The 17,944-nt window shown below is 73.2% G+C and carries 14 protein-coding genes; 4 read left to right on the top strand and 10 right to left on the bottom strand.

What is annotated here, in order from left to right:
* Positions 1 to 26: 26 nt before the first annotated feature.
* Entirely contained in the window at positions 27 to 1,544 is a 1,518-nt protein-coding gene (locus ABZX75_RS16700) for an oligopeptide:H+ symporter (RefSeq protein ID WP_355410946.1), read from the top strand.
* Positions 1,545 to 1,620: 76 nt separating this feature from the next.
* Here the strand turns inward: ABZX75_RS16700 and ABZX75_RS16695 are convergent, their stop codons facing one another.
* The 8 genes from ABZX75_RS16695 to hutU all read right to left on the bottom strand — a co-directional run bounded on the left by ABZX75_RS16695 (position 1,621) and on the right by hutU (position 11,574).
* Complete coding sequence (locus ABZX75_RS16695; protein WP_355410944.1) at positions 1,621 to 2,946, bottom strand: hypothetical protein; 1,326 nt, start codon at positions 2,944 to 2,946, stop codon at positions 1,621 to 1,623.
* Complete coding sequence (locus ABZX75_RS16690; RefSeq protein WP_355410942.1) at positions 2,943 to 4,103, bottom strand: neocarzinostatin apoprotein domain-containing protein; 1,161 nt, start codon at positions 4,101 to 4,103, stop codon at positions 2,943 to 2,945. The genes ABZX75_RS16695 and ABZX75_RS16690 overlap by 4 nt, the downstream gene beginning before the upstream one ends.
* Positions 4,100 to 5,128 carry a hypothetical protein gene (locus tag ABZX75_RS16685; protein ID WP_355410940.1) on the bottom strand — a complete coding sequence of 343 codons (1,029 nt, stop codon included), beginning with the start codon at positions 5,126 to 5,128 and terminating at the stop codon, positions 4,100 to 4,102. The genes ABZX75_RS16690 and ABZX75_RS16685 overlap by 4 nt, the downstream gene beginning before the upstream one ends.
* 16 nt (positions 5,129 to 5,144) lie before the next feature.
* Complete coding sequence (locus ABZX75_RS16680) at positions 5,145 to 5,816, bottom strand: LPXTG cell wall anchor domain-containing protein (protein WP_355410938.1); 672 nt, start codon at positions 5,814 to 5,816, stop codon at positions 5,145 to 5,147.
* Between the two features lie 181 nt (positions 5,817 to 5,997).
* Complete coding sequence (gene hutI, locus ABZX75_RS16675; RefSeq protein WP_355410936.1) at positions 5,998 to 7,179, bottom strand: imidazolonepropionase; 1,182 nt, start codon at positions 7,177 to 7,179, stop codon at positions 5,998 to 6,000.
* Positions 7,176 to 8,555 carry a formimidoylglutamate deiminase gene (locus ABZX75_RS16670; protein WP_355411059.1) on the bottom strand — a complete coding sequence of 460 codons (1,380 nt, stop codon included), beginning with the start codon at positions 8,553 to 8,555 and terminating at the stop codon, positions 7,176 to 7,178. The genes hutI and ABZX75_RS16670 overlap by 4 nt, the downstream gene beginning before the upstream one ends.
* Positions 8,552 to 9,742 carry an allantoate amidohydrolase gene (locus ABZX75_RS16665; RefSeq protein WP_355411057.1) on the bottom strand — a complete coding sequence of 397 codons (1,191 nt, stop codon included), beginning with the start codon at positions 9,740 to 9,742 and terminating at the stop codon, positions 8,552 to 8,554. Before ABZX75_RS16665 ends, ABZX75_RS16670 begins: the two co-directional genes overlap by 4 nt.
* Positions 9,743 to 9,909: 167 nt before the next feature.
* Positions 9,910 to 11,574 carry a urocanate hydratase gene (hutU, locus tag ABZX75_RS16660; RefSeq protein WP_355410934.1) on the bottom strand — a complete coding sequence of 555 codons (1,665 nt, stop codon included), beginning with the start codon at positions 11,572 to 11,574 and terminating at the stop codon, positions 9,910 to 9,912.
* 104 nt (positions 11,575 to 11,678) lie between these two features.
* On the opposite strand from hutU, the gene ABZX75_RS16655 reads away from it, so the two are divergent.
* Positions 11,679 to 13,049, top strand: a complete 1,371-nt coding sequence (locus ABZX75_RS16655) for a diaminopimelate decarboxylase (protein WP_355410932.1) — start codon at positions 11,679 to 11,681, stop codon at positions 13,047 to 13,049.
* Positions 13,050 to 13,417: 368 nt separating this feature from the next.
* On the opposite strand, the gene ABZX75_RS16650 is transcribed toward ABZX75_RS16655, so the two are convergent.
* A complete protein-coding gene (locus tag ABZX75_RS16650) occupies positions 13,418 to 14,260 on the bottom strand; it encodes a MurR/RpiR family transcriptional regulator (protein WP_355410930.1) in 843 nt (280 codons plus the stop codon).
* A gap of 190 nt (positions 14,261 to 14,450) precedes the next feature.
* On the opposite strand from ABZX75_RS16650, the gene ABZX75_RS16645 reads away from it, so the two are divergent.
* Entirely contained in the window at positions 14,451 to 14,825 is a 375-nt protein-coding gene (locus tag ABZX75_RS16645; RefSeq protein ID WP_355410928.1) for a hypothetical protein, read from the top strand.
* A 356-nt stretch (positions 14,826 to 15,181) separates the two neighbouring features.
* Here the strand turns inward: ABZX75_RS16645 and ABZX75_RS16640 are convergent, their stop codons facing one another.
* On the bottom strand, positions 15,182 to 16,567 hold the full coding sequence (locus ABZX75_RS16640) for a cystathionine beta-synthase (protein WP_355411055.1): 1,386 nt from the start codon (positions 16,565 to 16,567) through the stop codon (positions 15,182 to 15,184).
* 136 nt (positions 16,568 to 16,703) lie between these two features.
* Here ABZX75_RS16640 and ABZX75_RS16635 point away from each other — a divergent pair, with 136 nt between their 5' ends.
* Complete coding sequence (locus ABZX75_RS16635) at positions 16,704 to 17,765, top strand: SGNH/GDSL hydrolase family protein (RefSeq protein WP_355410926.1); 1,062 nt, start codon at positions 16,704 to 16,706, stop codon at positions 17,763 to 17,765.
* Positions 17,766 to 17,944: the final 179 nt, after the last annotated feature.

Raw genomic sequence — 17,944 nt, 5'->3', positions numbered from 1 at the left:
GCGTCCCGAGCAAGCAAGGATCGACGATGGCTTCCAGCCTGACGAAGGACTCGGCGGATCCGTCCACCGAGCCGACCTTCTTCGGCCACCCCCGTGGCCTGGCCACTCTGTTCATGACCGAGATGTGGGAGCGTTTCTCCTACTACGGCATGCGGGCCCTTCTCGTCGTCTACATCCTGTCGGGCGGCCCCGACGCGGCGGAAGGCAGCCAGGCCGGCGGCCTCGCCTTGCGGACCGCCGTCGCGACGGCGATCTACTCCGTCTACGTGGCCATGGTCTACCTCATGGCCCTGCCCGGCGGATGGTTCGGCGACCGCGTCTGGGGTGCCCGTAAGACGGTCACCGTCGCGGGTGGCGTGATCATGGCGGGCCACTTCGCGCTCGCCGTCCCCGGCCAGGCGATGTTCTTCGTCGGTCTGGCGCTCGTGGCAGTCGGCTCCGGCCTGCTGAAGGCCAACATCTCCACGATGGTCGGCCACCTCTACGACGGTCCCCAGGACCCGCGCCGTGACAGTGGCTTCACGCTCTTCTACGTGGGCATCAACCTCGGCGCCTTCGTCGCGCCGCTCGCCATCGGCACCGTCGGCCAGAAGGTGAACTGGCACCTGGGCTTCGCCATGGCCGGTCTGGGCATGGCGCTGGGTCTGGCGCAGTTCCTCTGGGGCACCAAGCATCTGAGCGCGACGAGCAGCCTGGTCCCGAACCCGCTCTCCGTCCAGGAGCGCAACGCGATCATCGCCAAGGTCGCTGCGGCCGTCGGCATCATCGCCGTCTTCTACGCCGCCGTCGGCTTCGCCGGTGTCTTCACGCTGAACTGGGCCATGATCCCGCTGACCATCGCCGGTCTGCTCATCCCGATCGGCGTCCTCGCACGCATCAAGCGCGACAAGGACCTGAGCACCGCCGAGCAGTCGAAGATGAACGGCTACATCTGGTTCTTCGTGGCCGCCGCCGTCTTCTGGATGATCTACGACCAGGGTGGCTCCACGCTGGCCGCCTTCGCCGAGACCAAGTCCGCGAACGCGCTCTTCGGCTTCGACTTCCCGTCGACCTGGTTCCAGTCGCTGAACCCGCTCTTCGTGATGTCCCTGGCCCCGGTCTTCGCCTGGCTGTGGATCTGGCTGGCCCGCAAGAACCAGGAGCCGACGACCATCGTGAAGTTCGCGATGGCACTGGTCCTGGTCGGCGGCTCGTTCTTCGTCTTCGTCGTGCCGATGGGCATGGCTGGCGACGGCAGCAAGGTCAGCCCCATGTGGCTGGTCTCGATCTACATGATCCAGACGATCGCCGAGCTGTGCCTGTCCCCCGTGGGCCTGTCCGTCACCACGAAGATGGCTCCGCAGAAGTACGCGAGCCAGATGATGGGTGTCTGGTTCCTCGCGGTCACCGCTGGTGACTGCACGACGAGCCTGCTCTCGATCGCCGGTGTGGACCTGAACGGCACCACGATCATCGCGGCGCAGGCCGCGCTGGCGGCGCTCGCGGGCTTCGCGATCTACATGTACCGCAAGAACGTCCAGACGATGATGGGCAACGTCCACTGACGTCCGCCCCTCTGCCCGCGGGAGCGGCCCGGCACACCGGAAGGTGTGCCGGGCCGCTCCCGTTCTGCCGTACGGGCTACCGCGTGCCGCCGCGCAGGCGGCGCCACGGAGTGAAGGCGAAGACCGCGCCGCCGAGCAGGATCACCGTGCCGGCGACCAGGGCCAGGGCCTTGATGCCGCCCTCGTCCGCCGCCCCGGTCTCGGCGAGGCCGCCACTGGTGCCGGAGTTGCTGGTGGTGCTGCCGCCGGACTGGGAGCCGCCCGCCTGGGCGGTGGTGTCCAGCTCCAGCGAGACGCCACTGCTGGTGGCCTTGCAGGGCACGTTGATCGGCGTGGCGCCCGGGGCCATCGTGACGTCGATCGTCAGCTGGTCCGGGCTCAGCGTCACCTTGCCGGTCTTGCCGGGCTTGTAGGTGCCGGTCATGTCGTTGAGGCTGACCGGAGCCTTGTCCGGGATCGGCTCCGCGTTGGCCGGTCCCGAGACCTTCACCACGCCGCTGTCGGCGCCGCCGAGCTTGACGTTCATCGAGGGCTTGAGCGCCCCGGCGGGCAGGGCCATGGGCGCAGCCATCGCACCCTTCGCGGTCTTGACGGTCAGGTCGTAGTTGCCGCCGTTCTTCTTCGCGTTGATCGTGACCGGCGTCTTGATGCCTCCGGGGACGACCGGGCCGCAGTCGAAGGCGACCTCGACGGCCTTGCCCGGGAAGTCGGTCTGGCCGCCGCCACCACCGCTGGTGGAGCCGCCGGAGGTCGTCGTACCGCCGGAGGTGGTCGTACCGCCCGAACTGGTCGTACCGCCGGAGGTGGTCGTACCGCCCGAACTGGTCGTACCGCCGGACGTGGTCGTACCGCCGCTGGAGCCGGCCGCCACGTCGATGGTGGCTCCGACGCCCACGTTCCCCTGGGGCGCGCACTTGGTGACGAACGTGCCGAAGGAGAACGTGACGGCGACCTCGTACTTGCCGGGCGTCAGGGTGATCTTGCCCGCCTTGGTGAGCTTCAGCTTGCCCTTCATCGCGGACATGACCATGGGGGCCTTCTTGGGGATCGGCGGGTTCTTCTTCTCCCCGACGACCTTGAGCTCGCCCATCCCGCCGCCCACGGCGATCCAGCCGGTGGGCTGGACCGAGTCCTTCGGGATGTCCATGAGGTCCGTGTTGTTGGACGCCGGCTTGACGGTCTCCCAGACCACGTCGACCTCGTCACCGACCTTGGCCGTGGCAGGGGCCGTGATCCTGGCGGTGGTCTCGCCCTCCACCGGGTCGCCCCCGCCGGCCGGCGGAACGCACTTGACCTTGTACGTGGCCTCGGCGGCCAGGGCGGGAGAAGCCGATGTGGCAATACCCGCGCCGCCGAGCAGCAGCGCGACCACGGCCGCGCTCACCCTCCGTTGGGTCTTCACGAATGTCCCTTCGTCGTCGAACGGTTCTCAGACGGTGCGGACGTCTGCGGTGCTGTCTCCGGCGCGCTGTCCGGGCTGAACCACGGCAGGGCCGCCGTGGTGGTCTGGGGAGATTCCGTCGCCCGTTCCGAGCGGTCCGGCACGGGTCCTCGTACGGCCGCGTCGGCATCGGGCGGGCCCCGGTGGCGGCCGCCCGCGGGCGCGGCACGCGGCCGGACCTTGTCGACCACGGCCATGCCGATACGGAAGACCGCGGCCGGGATCACCAGCAGGAGCAGCCCCCAGAACAGCAGGACCCCGTACGGACGGTCGACGCCCCAGGGCTGCGTGGCCACGACCGTCTCGCCGTACTTGAGCGAGACCGTGTAATCGCCGTGAGCCCCTGCGGCGAGGCTGACGTCCAGCGCGATCTCGGCCTTGCCCCCCGGCGGGATGGTGCCCTTCCACCGGACCTCCTCCCACAGCGGCGCGAACACCCCGTGGGCGGTGCCGAGCTGGAAGACCGGGTCCTTGACCGGGGCCGAGCCGAGGTTGCCGACGGTGGCGGTGAACTTCCGGCGGGGCGGGGCTCCGAACCAGGTCAGCACCCCGTCCTCACCCTCCAGCCGGACCCCGGTCAGCATCGCGAGGCGGGCGGTCCCCGACTCGGCGGGCAGCTCGGCCACCGGATGGCCGGTGATCTTCAGGGGGACGGCGACGGTGGACCGGTCGCCGTTGACGGAGGTGACGTGGACGACGCAGGGGCAGGGCTTGGGCGGCGCCACCACGGCCAGCTGTGCGGCGAAGTGCCCGTCGGCGGCGGCCGCGACCGCGACGCCGTCGGCGTTGGCGCAGCTGTTGGTGCCGCCGATCATGTTCTGCCCGCAGACCAGCAGCATCACCATCGTCTCGGCCCGCCAGCCGGTGCCGGTGACGGTGATATCGGTGCCCTGGGCGGCCTCCTGGAGCGAGAGCGCCACGGTCGGCTTGCCCTCGTCGGCGGCGGCCGGTGACGCGGGGAACAGCGCCAGGGCGCACGCCGCCGGCCCCGCCGCGAGGAGGGCCCGGAGCCGTCCTCCGACGCCGGTACCGAACCGGAACCCGGCCCCGACCCGGGAACGGGCACCGGCTCCGGGACCGGCACCGGCACCGGCCTTGCCGTCAGCCATCGCGCTCACCGGGAGGCTCCCGTCAGTTCGTGTTCCGGTGCCCGGCGCCGCATCCGCACGGGCGCCGCCTCCCGGTCGGCCTGCGGGCCGCTGCGCGTCCGTCGGCCGCGTACGAGGAGCAGCGCGGCCGTGGCCGTCCCGCCGAGGGCCAGGAGCCCGGCCCCCGTCCAGCCGCCGGCCGGCCACGGCAGGCACCACGCCGAGGCGGTCGCCGTGGCCCGGGCACCGCCGGGGGCGGTGACGGTGAGGGTGAGGTCGACCCGGTCGAGGGCGGGGGCGCCGGGCCAGGGTTCGGTCAGCTCGACCCGCTGGCCCGGCAGCAGTTCCACGGGCAGGGCGCGCGCGTCGCGGCCCGGCACCTCGCCGAGGCGGCCTTCGGCGCGGATCGCCAGCTCGGGGGCGAGGGCGACGTTCCCGCGGTTGACCAGGGTGTACGCCACCTTCGCGGAGGCGCCCGTGCCGCGGACGGAGACGTCCTCGACGGTGAGGGCGGCCAGGGTGGGACCGCTGACGCGCAGGTGGATCCGTACGCCCACCTCGCGGCCGCCCTCGGTGGCCACCACGGCGGCGGGGTGGTCGCCCGGCGGGGAGGCGGGCGGGACGGTCAGGGTGAAGGGGACCACCGCTCGGGTGCGGGGCGGGACCTTCACCGTCGCGGCGGCGCCGAAGCTGATCCAGGCACCGGAGCCGGTGGCGGGCCCTTCTCGGGGGCCTTCGGCGGTGGGCGCGGGCGTGGCCGCGGCGGGGCGCACCGCGAAGGCGCCGTCGGCGGTGTTGTGGGCACCGGCCCCGCGCAGGGTGATGGTGCGCTCCTGGTCGGTGGTGTTGGCCAGGGCGAGGCGGTCCTCCAGGACGGTGCCGGGGGGACCCGCCAGGTAGAAGTACGGGCGGGCGGGCGCGGTCGCCGTCGCGGCGGCGGGCTCGGCGGTCCAGGCGGGCTCGTCGGCCGTCGCGGTGGGAGCGGGCAGCACGTACAGCGCGGTGGCGGCCAGCAGCAGGACGCCGAGGCGCTTGGGTGTGGGGAGCACGGGCATGGCCGGGGCGCTCCGTTCAGGACCGGGCCCGCTGGCCGCGCCGGGTCAGCCAGAGCACACCGGCGGCGCCGGAGAGCAGCACGGTGCCGCCGAGGGTGCCGAGGGCGAGGGCGGAATCGGTGGGCCCGGTCCGCGGGAGGGTCCCGCCCGTCGCGTCGGGCTGCGGGACGGCGCCGGCGGCGGCCGTGACGTCCAGTTCCAGGGACGGCTTGGGGCTGTTGCCGGGGGTGCAGGTCGTCGTGGTGCCCATCGCCTTGATGGTGAGCACGCCGGCGGTGAAGGTGACCTTGCCGCTCTTCTTGGGCGTGTAGGTGCCCGAGAGGTCGGTGATCTTGATGGGGGTGTCGGCGGGCGCCGCCTCGGGATTGGGCGGCCCGGAGACCGGCACGGACGTCTTCTCGGCGCCGTCGACGAGGATGACAGCGCTGGGGGACATCGCGCCCTTGCCGAGCTCGATGGGGCTGGAGGAGACGCCCTTCTGGAAGGACATCGTCAGCTTGTAGGCGTCGCCTTCCTTGACGGCCTTGATGTCGATGGGCGACACGGCCGACTTGTCCCCGATCGGGGTCTTGCAGTCGTACGCCACGTCGATGACGGCGGCGTGGGCCGCGGGGGCGGACAGCAGTACCGCCGATCCGGCCAGCGCGGAGGCCAGCGCGAGTGCGGTGGAGCGTTTCCGGTTGGACACCTTCGTCTTCCCCTCGGGCCACAAGTTACTGACGGAACATCAGATGGGTGGCTCAAGGTACGCCCGGGGCCTTGCGGAGGGAAGACACGGGACAGCCCGGATCGACGGCCCGCCGGGCGCCCCGTCGCGGCGGGCGGTCAGGGGCGGCGGTGGGCCGTCGGCGGTCGGCGGTCAGCGGCGGTCAGGCCGCGCGTACGCCTCGCTGCCAGACGCCGGAGACCAGCGGGACGCCGGGGCGGTAGGCGAGATGGACGTGGCTGGGGGCGTCGAGGAGGGCCAGGTCGGCGCGGGCGCCGGGGGTGACGGTTCCGATGTCGGTGCGCCGCAGGGCGCGGGCGCCGCCCGCGGTGGCCGACCAGAGGGCCTCGTCGGGGGTCATCCGCATGTCACGGACGGCGAGCGCGATGCAGAACGGCATGGAACTGGTGTAGGAGGACCCGGGGTTGCAGTCGGTGGACAGCGCGACGGTGGCACCGGCATCGAGGAGGCGGCGGGCGTCGGGCCACGGGGCGCGGGTGGAGAACTCGGCGCCGGGCAGCAGCGTCGCGACGGTGGTGGCCGCGGCTTGGCCGAGGGCGTCCACGTCGGCGTCCGTGAGGTGGGTGCAGTGGTCGGCGGAGGCGGCTTCGAGCTCGACCGCGAGCCGCACGCCGGGGCCGTGGGTGAGCTGGTTGGCGTGGACCCGCGGGATCAGCCCGGCCGCGGCGCCCGCGGTGAGGATCGCGCGGGCCTGGTCCCCGTCGAAGGCGCCCTTCTCGCAGAAAACGTCGACCCAGCGGGCGTACGGGGCGCAAGCGGCCAGCATCTCGCCGGTGACGAGGTCGACGTAGGCGGCGGGATCCTCCGCGTAGTCGGGGGAGACGATGTGCGCGCCGAGGTAGGTGACCTCCTCGGTGTGCGCGGCGGCGATGCGCAGGGACCGGGCCTCGTCGGCGACGGTGAGGCCGTAGCCGGACTTGGTCTCGAAGGTGGTGGTGCCCTGGCGGCGGGCCTCGTGGAGGTGGCGCACCAGGTTGGCTTCGAGTTCGGCGTCGGTGGCGGCGCGGGTGGCGGCCACGGTGGTGCGGATACCGCCCGCGGAGTAACCGCGTCCGGACATCCGGGCGTTGAACTCGGCGGTCCGGTCGCCCGCGAAGACCAGATGCGAATGGGAGTCGACGAAGCCCGGGATCACCGCCCTTCCGGCGGCGTCGAAGGCGTTGTCAGTGGCGGGTGCTTTGCTGGATTCACCGACCCAGGCGATGCGGTCGCCGTCGATGACGACCGCCGCGTCCTGGATCAGACCGAGAGGGGAACCGTCACCGAGGGAGGGGTCGTTGGTGACCAGGCCGGCGATGTTGGTGATGACCGTGGTGGTGCTCATGCTGGGGCGCTCCTTCGGCCGTGTGGGCCGCGTAGGGCTGCGATGGATTCGGCCAGGGCCGCGGGGACGTCCGGGACCAGGGTGTGCGCTCCGTCGCGGACGATGTGGCGACCGCCCACGACCGTATGGCGTACGTCCGCCGCGGAGGCGGCGAATACGGCCGTCTCGGCGCCCAGCCGGGGCAGCGGGCCCGCGGTCCTGACGGAGTCCAGGGCGATCGTGGTGAAGTCCGCCGGCGCGCCGGGCTCCAGGCGGCCCGCGTCGGGCCGGCCGAGGGCCGCGTGGCCGTCGGCGGTGGCCGCGGCCAGCAGCGCGTTCGCCGTCCAGTGGCCCCGGGTGCGGCTGCGCAGGCGCTCGTTCAGCTCCATCGCGCGGGCCTCCTCGAACAGGTCGATCACGGCGTGGCTGTCGCTGCCGAGGGAGAGCGGGCTGCCCGCGTGCTGGAGGCGGGTCGCCGGGCCGATGCCGTCGGCGAGGTCGCGTTCGGTGGTGGGGCACATGCAGGTGCCGGTGGCGGTGGCGCCGATGAGGGCGATGTCGGCGTCGGTGAGGTGCGTGTTGTGGACGCCGGTGGTGCGCGGGCCGAGCACGCCGTGGTCGGCGAGGAGCTGGGCGGGGGTGCGGCCGTGGGCGGCCTGGCAGGCGTCGTTCTCGGCGGTCTGCTCGGAGAGGTGCACGTGCAGGGGGGCCCGGCGTTCCTCGGCCCAGCGGGCCACGGTGGCGAGCTGGTCCGCGGGCACGGCGCGGACCGAGTGGATCGCGGCGCCGATCAGGGCGTGCTCGCGGGGCCGCAGGGCGCTCGCGCGTTCGGCCCAGGCGTCGGCGGTGCCGTCGGAGAAGCGCAGCTGGTGCGGGTTCGGGGCCTCTCCGAAGCCGGAGGAGAGGTAGACGGTGTCGAGGAGGGTGATCCGGATGCCCGCCGCGGCGGCGGCCTCGATCAGTGCCTCGCCCATCGCGTTGGGGTCGGCGTAGGGGGTACCGCCGGGGGCGTGGTGGACGTAGTGGAACTCGCCGACGTTGGTGATGCCGGCCAGCGCCATCTCCGCGTAGACGGCGCGGGCGAGCGCGAAGTAGCTGTCGGGGGTCAGGTTCTGGGCGACCCCGTACATGACGTCGCGCCAGGTCCAGAAGGTCCCGGAGCCGACCTGGACGGTGGAGCGCAGGGCCCGGTGGAAGGCGTGGGAGTGCGCGTTGGCCAGGCCGGGAAGCGTCAGGCCGCGCAGGATCTCCGCGCCTGGGGGCGGGGTGGGGACTCCGTTGTTCAGGGCGGCGATCCGGCCGTCGTCCGAGACGGCCAGGGCGACGCCTGGCTCGACACGGGTGCCGAGCCAGGCGTGTTCCAGCCAGTACGTCTTGTGCGCCTTGTGCGCGGTCAGCGGCACGCGAGACCTTCCAGTACGTCGGCGAGGGCGAGGACACCGGCCACGCAGTCGTCCTCGGCGGCGAATTCACGCGGGGAGTGGGAGACGCCGGTGGGGTTGCGCACGAACAGCATCGCGGTCGGGACGGAGGCGGAGAGGATGCCGGCGTCGTGTCCCGCCCCGGTGCCGAGGAGGGGCAGGGCGCCACCCAGGATCCGGTTCAGCTCGTCGCGCAGGGCGTGCTCGAATTCGACGACCGGGGTGAAGGACTCCCGGACGATTCCCAGGTCGATGCCGTCCCGGTCGGCGCGTTCGCGGGCGGCCTTCTCGATGGCCGTGACGACCGTGTCGAGGGTGGCCTGGTCGGCGGCGCGCGAGTCGAGCCAGCCGCGCACCAGGGAGGGGATCGCGTTGACGCCGTTGGGCTCGACCGCGATCTTCCCGAAGGTGGCGACGGCTCCGGCGAGGGCCGCCTCGGTGCGGGCGGCCAGCACGGTCGCCGCGTAGGTGAGCATCGGGTCGCGGCGGTCCACGAGACGGGTGGTGCCGGCGTGGTTGGCCTCGCCGTGGAAGTCGAACCGCCAGCGGCCGTGCGGCCAGATCGCGGAGGCGATGCCGACGGAGTCCCCCGACAGGTCGAGGGCCCTGCCCTGCTCCACGTGCAGCTCGACGAAGGCGCCGATCCGGGCGAGGCGTTCGGGGTCGGCCCCGATGGCGTCGGGATCGTATCCGGCGGCCTCCATGGCCCGGGGCAGGCTGATGCCCTCGGCGTCGCGGAGTGCGTACGCCTTCTCCTTGGTCAGCTGTCCGGCGGCCAGCCGGGAGCCGACGCAGGCGAGGCCGAAGCGGGCCCCTTCCTCGTCGCCGAAGTTGGTGATGGCCAGGGGCCTGGCGAACTCCGCACCCCTGTGGCGGAGTTCGTCCAGGGCCGCGAAGGAGGACACCACCCCGAGGGGGCCGTCGAAGGCCCCGCCGTCGGGGACGGAGTCCAGGTGCGAGCCGGTGACCACGGCGTCGCCCGCGAGGGGGTCGCCGAGCCAGGCCCACTGGTTGCCGTTGCGGTCGGTCTCGTATGCCAGCCCGCGCGCCTCCGCTTGGGCGCGGAACCATGCGCGGCACTCCCGATCCGCGCCGGTCCAGGCGTACCGCCGGTATCCGCCGGAGTCGGCGTCGCGACCGAGGGGCGCGAGCTCGGCCCACATCGCGTGGAACGAGCTGCTGCCTTCTTCCCGCCCCGCCCTTTCTCCGTTTCCGGGGGCTGCGCCCCCGGTCCCGTCCGGAAGGCCCACGGCTTCGCCGGCGATTGAGGCGCGGGGGTCGGGGGGCAGGGCCCCCGGCAGCGGCGCCGCGCCGGGGAAGGGAATGTCGCTCACGCCGAGTCACCCTCGCGCATCGGGATGCGGACGCCGCGCTCGTCCGCAACCGACTCGGCGATGTCGTAGCCCGCGTCGACGTGGCGGATGACGCCCATGCCGGGGTCGTTGGTGAGGACGCGGCGGATCTTCTCACCCGCGAGGGGGGTGCCGTCGGCGACGGTGACCTGGCCCGCGTGGATGGAGCGGCCCATGCCCACGCCGCCGCCGTGGTGGAGGGAGACCCAGGAGGCGCCGGAGGCGACATTGACCATGGCGTTGAGCAGCGGCCAGTCGGCGATGGCGTCGGAGCCGTCGAGCATGGCCTCGGTCTCGCGGTACGGGGAGGCCACCGAGCCGCAGTCGAGGTGATCGCGGCCGATGACCAGCGGGGCGGCCAGTTCACCGCTCGCGACCATGTCGTTGAAGCGCTCGCCGGCCTTGTCGCGTTCGCCGTAGCCGAGCCAGCAGATCCGCGCGGGCAGGCCCTGGAAGTGGACGCGCTCGCCCGCCATCTTGATCCAGCGGTGGAGGGACTCGTTCTGCGGGAAGAGGTCGAGCATCGCCCGGTCGGTCTTGTGGATGTCGGACGCCTCGCCGGACAGGGCGGCCCAGCGGAAGGGCCCCTTGCCCTCGCAGAACAGCGGCCGGATGTAGGCGGGGACGAAGCCGGGGAAGGCGAAGGCGCGGTCGTAGCCCGCCAGCTGGGCCTCGCCGCGGATGGAGTTGCCGTAGTCGAAGACCTCGGCGCCGGCGTCCATGAAGCCGACCATGGCTTCGACGTGGCGGGCCATGGACTCGCGGGCGCGGGTGGTGAAGCCCGCCGGGTCCTTGGCGGCGTAGGTGGCCATGTCGTCGAAGTCGACGCCGGTCGGCAGGTAGGCGAGCGGGTCGTGCGCGGAGGTCTGGTCCGTCACGATGTCGATCGGCGCGCCCTCGGCGAGCATCTGCGGGAGCAGGTCGGCGGCGTTGCCGAGGAGGCCGATGGACAGCGGCTTGCGGGCATCGCGCGCCTCGACGGCCAGCTGGAGCGCGTGCCGCAGACTGTCGGCCTTCACGTCCAGGTAGCGGTGCTCGATGCGGCGGTCGATGGCGCGGGGGTCGACGTCGATACAGATCGCGACGCCGTCGTTCATCGTCACGGCGAGCGGCTGGGCGCCGCCCATGCCGCCGAGGCCGGCGGTCAGGGTGATCGTCCCGGCCAGGGTGCCGTCGAACTTCTTGGCGGCGACGGCCGCGAAGGTCTCGTAGGTGCCCTGGAGGATGCCCTGGGTGCCGATGTAGATCCAGGACCCGGCGGTCATCTGGCCGTACATGGTGAGACCGAGGGCCTCCAGCCTGCGGAACTCCTCCCAGTTGGCCCAGTCGCCGACGAGGTTGGAGTTGGCGAGCAGGACGCGCGGCGCCCATTCGTGGGTCTGCATCACGCCGACCGGGCGGCCGGACTGGACGAGCATCGTCTCGTCCTGCTTGAGGGTCTGGAGGGTGCGCACCATCGCGTCGTAGGACCGCCAGTCGCGTGCGGCCTTGCCGGTGCCGCCGTAGACGACGAGCTTGTCGGGGTGCTCGGCGACCTCGGGGTCGAGGTTGTTCTGGAGCATCCGCAGCGCGGCCTCCTGCTGCCATCCCAGGGTGCTGAGTGCGGTACCGCGCGAGGCCCGTACGGGGCGAGGTCCTGACATGGCTTTGCCTCCTCCGATGTTGGTCAATCCATTCACATCCTCGCCCCCTGAATAGATTCAGTCAACAGCTGCGCGCCGCTCCACCGGGTGGTGGGATGGCGGACATGGCTGCCGAGACGCACACGGTGACGCACACCCACGATCCCGCCACACGCCGCAACCTCGCCGTACGGGCCGCGGTCGAGCAGGGTCTGGTGGGCGGGGCGGACCCGGCGCCGCCCCTGGCCTGCCTGCTGGACGTGGCCGGGATCAAAGCCTCCGCCGCCGCCCTGACCAGCGCCTTCGCCGCCGCGCTCCCGGTCGGCACCCCTGTCCTGCACGCCTTCGCGGTGAAGGCCGCCCCCCTGGTCCCGGTGCTGCGGCTGCTCGCCGGCTCCGGGCTCGGCTGCGAGGTGGCCAGCCCCGGCGAGCTGGCCCTGGCCCGCGCGGCCGGCGTCCCGCCCGGGCGGACGGTTCTGGACTCCCCCGCCAAGACCGCGGCCGAACTGAGCGAGGCCCTCGCCGACGGCATCGCCGTCAACGCGGACAACCCCCAGGAGCTGGAGCGCCTCGACGCCCTCATCGCCTCGGTACGCACCGCCCCGCGCGGCCCGGTCGGCATCCGGATCAACCCGCAGACCGGCGCGGGCGCGATCGACGCGCTGTCCACGGCCACGGCGACCTCGAAGTTCGGGATCGCGCTGCGCGATCCGGGGGCGCGCGAGTGGCTCGTACGGGCCTTCGTGGACCGTCCGTGGCTGACCCGCCTGCACACCCACTCGGGCTCGCAGGGCGTCCCCCTGGCCCTGATCGCGGCAGGGGTACGGGAACTGCACGCGCTGGCCGAGGAGATCAACGCGGCGGCCGGGCGCCGCCAGGTCGACACCCTCGACATCGGCGGCGGCCTCCCGGTGAACTTCACCTCGGACGCGCAGACCCCGACCTACACGCAGTACGTGGCCGCCCTGCGCGAGGCCGCCCCCGCCCTCTTCGACGGCTCCTACGGCCTGGTCACCGAGTTCGGCCGGTCCCTGCTGGCCAAGCACGGCCTGGTCCTCGCCCGGGTCGAGTACACGAAGAGCTCCGGGGCCCGCCCGATCGCGCTCACCCACGCCGGGGTCCAGCTGGCGACCCGCACGGTCTACGCCCCGGCGGCCTGGCCGCTGCGGATCCTGCCGTACGACGCGAAGGGCGCCCCGAAGACCGGCGCCGCCGTCGCCCAGGACATCGCGGGCCCGGCCTGCTTCGCGGGAGACCTCCTCGCCACGGCCCGGGAGCTGCCGCGGCTGTCCCCGGGCGACCTGATCGGCGTCCCGGACACGGGGGCGTACTTCTTCACGGCCCACTACGGCTACAACAGCCTCGCCCGCCCGGCGGTCCACGGCTTCACCCTCACCCCGGCCGGCGAGGTCCGCTTCGCCCTGGCCCGGCCGGCGCAGAGCCTCGCGGAGATCGTCACGGAGGCGGGCGGCGGCGTACGGGACGCGCTGCTGTAGCCGGGGCACGTGCCGTGTCCGCTCGCGCGGGGCCTCTCCGCTTGCGCGGGGCCTCTCCCGGGCGCGGGGCCTCTCCGCTCGCGCGGGGCCTATCCGCTCGCGCGGGGCCTCTCCGGGCGCGGGGCCTCTCCGCTCGCGCGGGGCCTCTCCGGGCGCGGGGCCTCTCCGCTCGCGCGGGGCCCGCCGCCCCCCGCCCTTCCCCTCCCCGGGCTCCGCCCGGACCCGCGCCTCAGCAGCCCGACAAGGTGGCGGCCACGGCAGGCGCCAGGCCCGCGACGAGGTCGTCCGGCGTCAGGAAGACCACCGCCGCAGGCCGCAGCAGGTAGCGGGTCAGGCGGACACGGTCACCGCCGAGGCTCGGCCCGCGGTCACTCGACGAAGAGCGCCCGCGCGGCGGCCCGCGCGTCGAAGGCCTCCAGCCGCGCCTGCGCGTCCGGCAGGGCGTCCGCCATCGCCTCCAGCAGCACCCGCCCCAACAGCATCGGCGCACACGCCGTGTCGAAGGCCAGCCCGGTCCCGACCGGCGCCGGAATCAGCAGGTCGCAGTGGCGGGCCACGGGGGCGAAGGCCGAGTCGGCGACCGTCACCACGGTCAGGCCGGCCCCCCGGGCGTTCTCCAGCGCCTCCAGGACCTCCCGGGGGTGGCGGGGCAGTGCGAAGCAGAGCAGCGCCGACGCCCCGGCCTCGACCGCCGCGTCGATCCGGTCGGCGAGCATCGAACCGCCCTCGTCGAGGAGCCGTACGTCCGGGTGCACCTTGGCGGCGAAGTACGCGAACCCGCGCGCCTGCGAGGACGCCGCCCGCAGCCCGAGCACCGGCAGCGGGGTCGAGGCGGCGAGCAGCCGCCCCGCCTCCTGCACGGGCGCGGGATCGGCGAGCATCGCCGCCAGCTGCCGCAGGTTCTCGATCTCGCCCTGGACGGCCTGTTGGTACTCGTTGTACGCGTCCTCGTGCTCACCGCCGGCCCGCTCGGCGGGGGCCACCTCGCGCAGGTGCCGCCGCAGGGCGGGGTACCCGTCGAAGCCCAGCGCCACCGCGAACCGGGTCACCGACGGCTGGCTCACGCCGGCCAGCTCGGCGAGTTCCACGCTCGACAGGAAGGGCACCTCCGCGGCCCCGCGCACCATGCAGTGCGCGATCCGCCGCTGGGTCGGCGTCAGCCGGTGCCCCTCGAACAGCTTCTGCAGCCGCGCGGCCGGGCTGTCGCTCATCCCCATCCCCTCCGTTCCGCTGAACTATTCAGTCACGGAGCACTCTGCATGCGGTTATGCAGCTCGGCAAGCCGCGGCCGCTCCGCGAGACGCCGCCCCGGCACGGGGAGGCGGGCCACGCGGACGTGGGCACGCGGATACGGGGGCTAGCCCCAGTGCCGGTGCGCGCGGCGGTTCCTACGGTGGGGGGATGGACGCCCACTCCCAAGACCTGAAGAAGGAACTCGACGCCACGATGGACGCCCGGCGGGAGCTGGGTCCGGAGTACGAGGCCGCGCTGGTGGACTCGTTCGTCGAGAAGGTCGACACCCAGCTCCGGCGCAGGCTCGCGGAGGAACGCCTGCTCGCCGCCCGCGGTGGTCCGGGCCGCCGGCCCGGATTGCCGGACGCCGGCTTCGGCGAGCGGTTCGGCTTCGCCGCCGTGACGCTGGTGCTGGCGATCCCGCTCTCGGCGATCGGGGCCGCGCACGAGGGCCTGACGGGGCTGCTGGTCGCCTGGGCCGGCATTCTGGGCGTGAACTTCATCCACGCGACCAAGCGCCTCCGGCGAGGCCCCGCCGACTAGCTCCGGTGCGGCGCCCGTTGCGGGGACCCTGCCCCGCCGCAATCGCGGTGAGGAGAGGAACATGCGCGGGGACCGCCGCACCCCGGTTGCCCGGGGGCGGGACGACGGCGGTCCCCGCGTCGGGACACGGGCCGGGTCAGGGCCGTCCGCGTCCGTGGCGTCCACGCGGTCCGGGAGCCGCTCCGGAGGTGCGCAACGCCGTTCGGTGGGGCAGGCAGGGGGTCCGGTTTCCCGGGCCTCCCTGCCGACGACCACCACTGTGCCGGAGGCGTGTTAAGCCGGTGCTGCCGTCACATGTCGGGCCCGTACCGTTTGCGCGACGCCCGGACCACGGCCGAGCCGGGCCGCGTCGCGGGCTACTTCGCCTCGCGCGCCAGGAACGCCAGCAGGTCCTGACGGCTGACCACGCCGGTCGGCTTGCCCTCGACCAGAACGATCGCCGCGTCGGCCTCGCCGAGCACCGACATCAGCTCGGACACCGGCTCGCCGGAGCCGACCTGCGGCAGCGGTGCGCTCATGTGCTTCTCCAGCGGGTCCCCCAGCGAGGCCCGCTGGGCGAACAGCGCCGCCAGCAGTTCCTTCTCGACGACCGAGCCGATGACCTCCGCGGCCATCACGTCCGGGTGTCCGGCGCCCGGCTTGACGATCGGCATCTGCGAGACGCCGTACTCGCGCAGGACCTCGATCGCCTCGCCGACCGTCTCTTCGGGGTGCATGTGGACGAGGGACGGGATCCCGCCGGCCTTGTCCGCGAGCACGTCGCCGATGCGGGCCGCGGGGCCCGCCTCCTCCAGGAAGCCGTGCCCGGCCATCCACTCATCGCTGAAGATCTTGCTGAGGTAGCCGCGGCCGCTGTCGGGCAGCAGGACGACGACCACGTCGTCCGGGCCCAGCCCCTCGGCGGCGCGCAGGGCGGCGACGACCGCCATGCCGCAGGAGCCGCCGACGAGCAGGCCTTCTTCCTTGGCCAGGCGGCGGGTCATCTGGAAGGAGTCCTTGTCGGACACCGCGATGATCTCGTCCGTCACGTTGCGGTCGTAGGCGGTCGGCCAGAAGTCCTCGCCGACGCCCTCGACGAGGTACGGGCGGCCGGAGCCGCCGGAGTAGACCGAGCCCTCGGGGTCGGCGCCGATGACCTTGACCTTGCCGCCGGAGACCTCCTTGAGGTAGCCGCCGGTGCCGGAGATCGTGCCGCCCGTGCCGACGCCCGCGACGAAGTGGGTGATCTTCCCGTCCGTCTGCTGCCACAGCTCGGGACCGGTGGTCTCGTAGTGCGAACGGGGGTTGTTCGGGTTGCTGTACTGGTCCGGCTTCCAGGCGCCCGGCGTCTCGCGCACGAGGCGGTCCGAGACGTTGTAGTACGAGTCCGGGTGGTCGGGATCGACGGCGGTCGGGCAGACCACGACGTCGGCGCCGTACGCACGCAGCACGTTGATCTTGTCCAGGGACACCTTGTCAGGGCAGACGAAGATGCACTTGTAGCCCTTCTGCTGGGCCACGATGGCGAGTCCTACGCCGGTATTGCCGCTCGTCGGCTCCACGATGGTGCCGCCGGGCTTGAGGGCTCCGCTCTGCTCGGCTGCCTCGATCATCCGTACGGCGATCCGGTCCTTGACGGACCCGCCGGGATTGAAGTACTCGACCTTGGCCAGCACGGTGGCCTGGAGGCCTTCGGTCACACGGTTGAGCTTCACCAGCGGGGTGTTGCCGACGAGGCTGATCATCGAGTCGTGGAATTGCACCATGTTCTCCAAGGAGGGGACTCCACGGGTTCTCCGGGAGGTCTGGCCAGAGTATGCGGAAAGGGATTGACCGACCGGTCGTACGGGGCAGGTAGGTCAACAAAGGCCCAGTCAGAGAAGCGAGGTGGCCTGAAGGGTGTCCAGGGCGAGAACGGCCCGCCGGATCGCGGCGGGGGCAGCGTACGGCGGGGGCGGGCTCGGGCTGGTCGGGGCCGCCACGGTGGGTCTGGTACTGGCGGAGATGCAGTTCGCCAAGCGTACGGTGGGCACCGGCCTGCCCGATCCGCCGCGTGCGGACGGGCTGTACGGGAGCGAGTTCTCCGGGCCCGAGCAGAGCCCCGGCCCACTGCGGCTGGGCATGCTCGGCGACTCCACGGCCGCGGGGCTCGGCGTGCGGCGGGCGCGGCAGACTCCGGCCGCCCTGCTGGCCTCCGGGCTGGCCGCCGTGGCCGAGCGGCCGGTCGTGCTGCGCAACGTCGCCCTGTCGGGGGCCATGTCGGACGACCTGGACCGCCAGGTGGGGCTCCTGATCGACGGTGCTGCCGGGAATGACGCGTCACCGCCCGACGTCTGCGTGATCATGATCGGCGCGAACGACGTGACGCGCCGGATGCCGCCGACCCAGTCGGTGCGGCTGCTGACCGCGGCCGTACGGCGGCTGCGCCTCGCCGGCTCCGAGGTCGTCGTGGGCACCTGCCCGGACCTGGGCACCATCGAGCCGGTGTACCAGCCGCTGCGCTGGCTGGCCCGCCGGGTGTCGCGCCAGCTGGCCGCCGCACAGACCATAGGAGTGGTCGCGCTGGGTGCCCGTACGGTCTCCATAGGGGACCTGCTGGGCCCCGAGTTCGCCGCCAATCCCCGCGAGATGTTCGGCCCGGACTCCTACCACCCTTCGGCGGAGGGGTACGCGACCGCCGCCATGGCCGTACTGCCGACCCTGTGCGCTGCGCTCGGGCTGTGGCCGGAATCCGACCGCCTGGACGTGTCCCGGGACGAGGACATGCTCCCGGTGGCCAAGGCCGCGTCGGCCGCCGCCGGCCAGGCCGGTACGGAGGTCACCGCGGCCCGCGGCCCCTGGGCCCTGCTCAAGCACCGCCGGCGCCGCCGGGTCCCCGCCACGGACCCGGACCCGTCCCACCTTCCGGCGGGCGCCTCGGCCGAGGCGCCCGCGGCCTCTCCGGAGGCCCCGGTGTCCTGAGCGCACGGAATGCGGGGCACGGCCGGGTCGCGGAGGACGGCCGGGCGCGAGAGTGCGGCCCGCATCACACGCCCCGGCCGGTGACCTCGACCGTACGGGGCGGTAACTTCGCTTGCGGTCCCGGTACGACGACCACCGCGCCACCGCAGCCGCAACCGCAACGCACCCCTGGGAGTCCC

Source organism: Streptomyces sp. NPDC003038, assembly GCF_040611115.1.
Taxonomy (GTDB): Bacteria; Actinomycetota; Actinomycetes; order Streptomycetales; family Streptomycetaceae; genus Streptomyces.
This window is presented reverse-complemented; position numbering and strand designations above follow the sequence as displayed.

Bases quoted from the DNA above. Each gene is read 5' to 3' on its own strand.
- ABZX75_RS16700 (WP_355410946.1), top strand. From the start codon at position 27: ATGGCTTCCAGCCTGACGAAGGACTCGGCGGATCCGTCCACCGAGCCG.
- ABZX75_RS16685 (WP_355410940.1), bottom strand. From the start codon at position 5,128: ATGCCCGTGCTCCCCACACCCAAGCGCCTCGGCGTCCTGCTGCTGGCC.
- hutI (WP_355410936.1), bottom strand. From the start codon at position 7,179: ATGAGCACCACCACGGTCATCACCAACATCGCCGGCCTGGTCACCAAC.
- ABZX75_RS16665 (WP_355411057.1), bottom strand. From the start codon at position 9,742: ATGTGGGCCGAGCTCGCGCCCCTCGGTCGCGACGCCGACTCCGGCGGA.
- hutU (WP_355410934.1), bottom strand. From the start codon at position 11,574: ATGTCAGGACCTCGCCCCGTACGGGCCTCGCGCGGTACCGCACTCAGC.
- ABZX75_RS16655 (WP_355410932.1), top strand. From the start codon at position 11,679: ATGGCTGCCGAGACGCACACGGTGACGCACACCCACGATCCCGCCACA.
- ABZX75_RS16650 (WP_355410930.1), bottom strand. From the start codon at position 14,260: ATGAGCGACAGCCCGGCCGCGCGGCTGCAGAAGCTGTTCGAGGGGCAC.
- ABZX75_RS16645 (WP_355410928.1), top strand. From the start codon at position 14,451: ATGGACGCCCACTCCCAAGACCTGAAGAAGGAACTCGACGCCACGATG.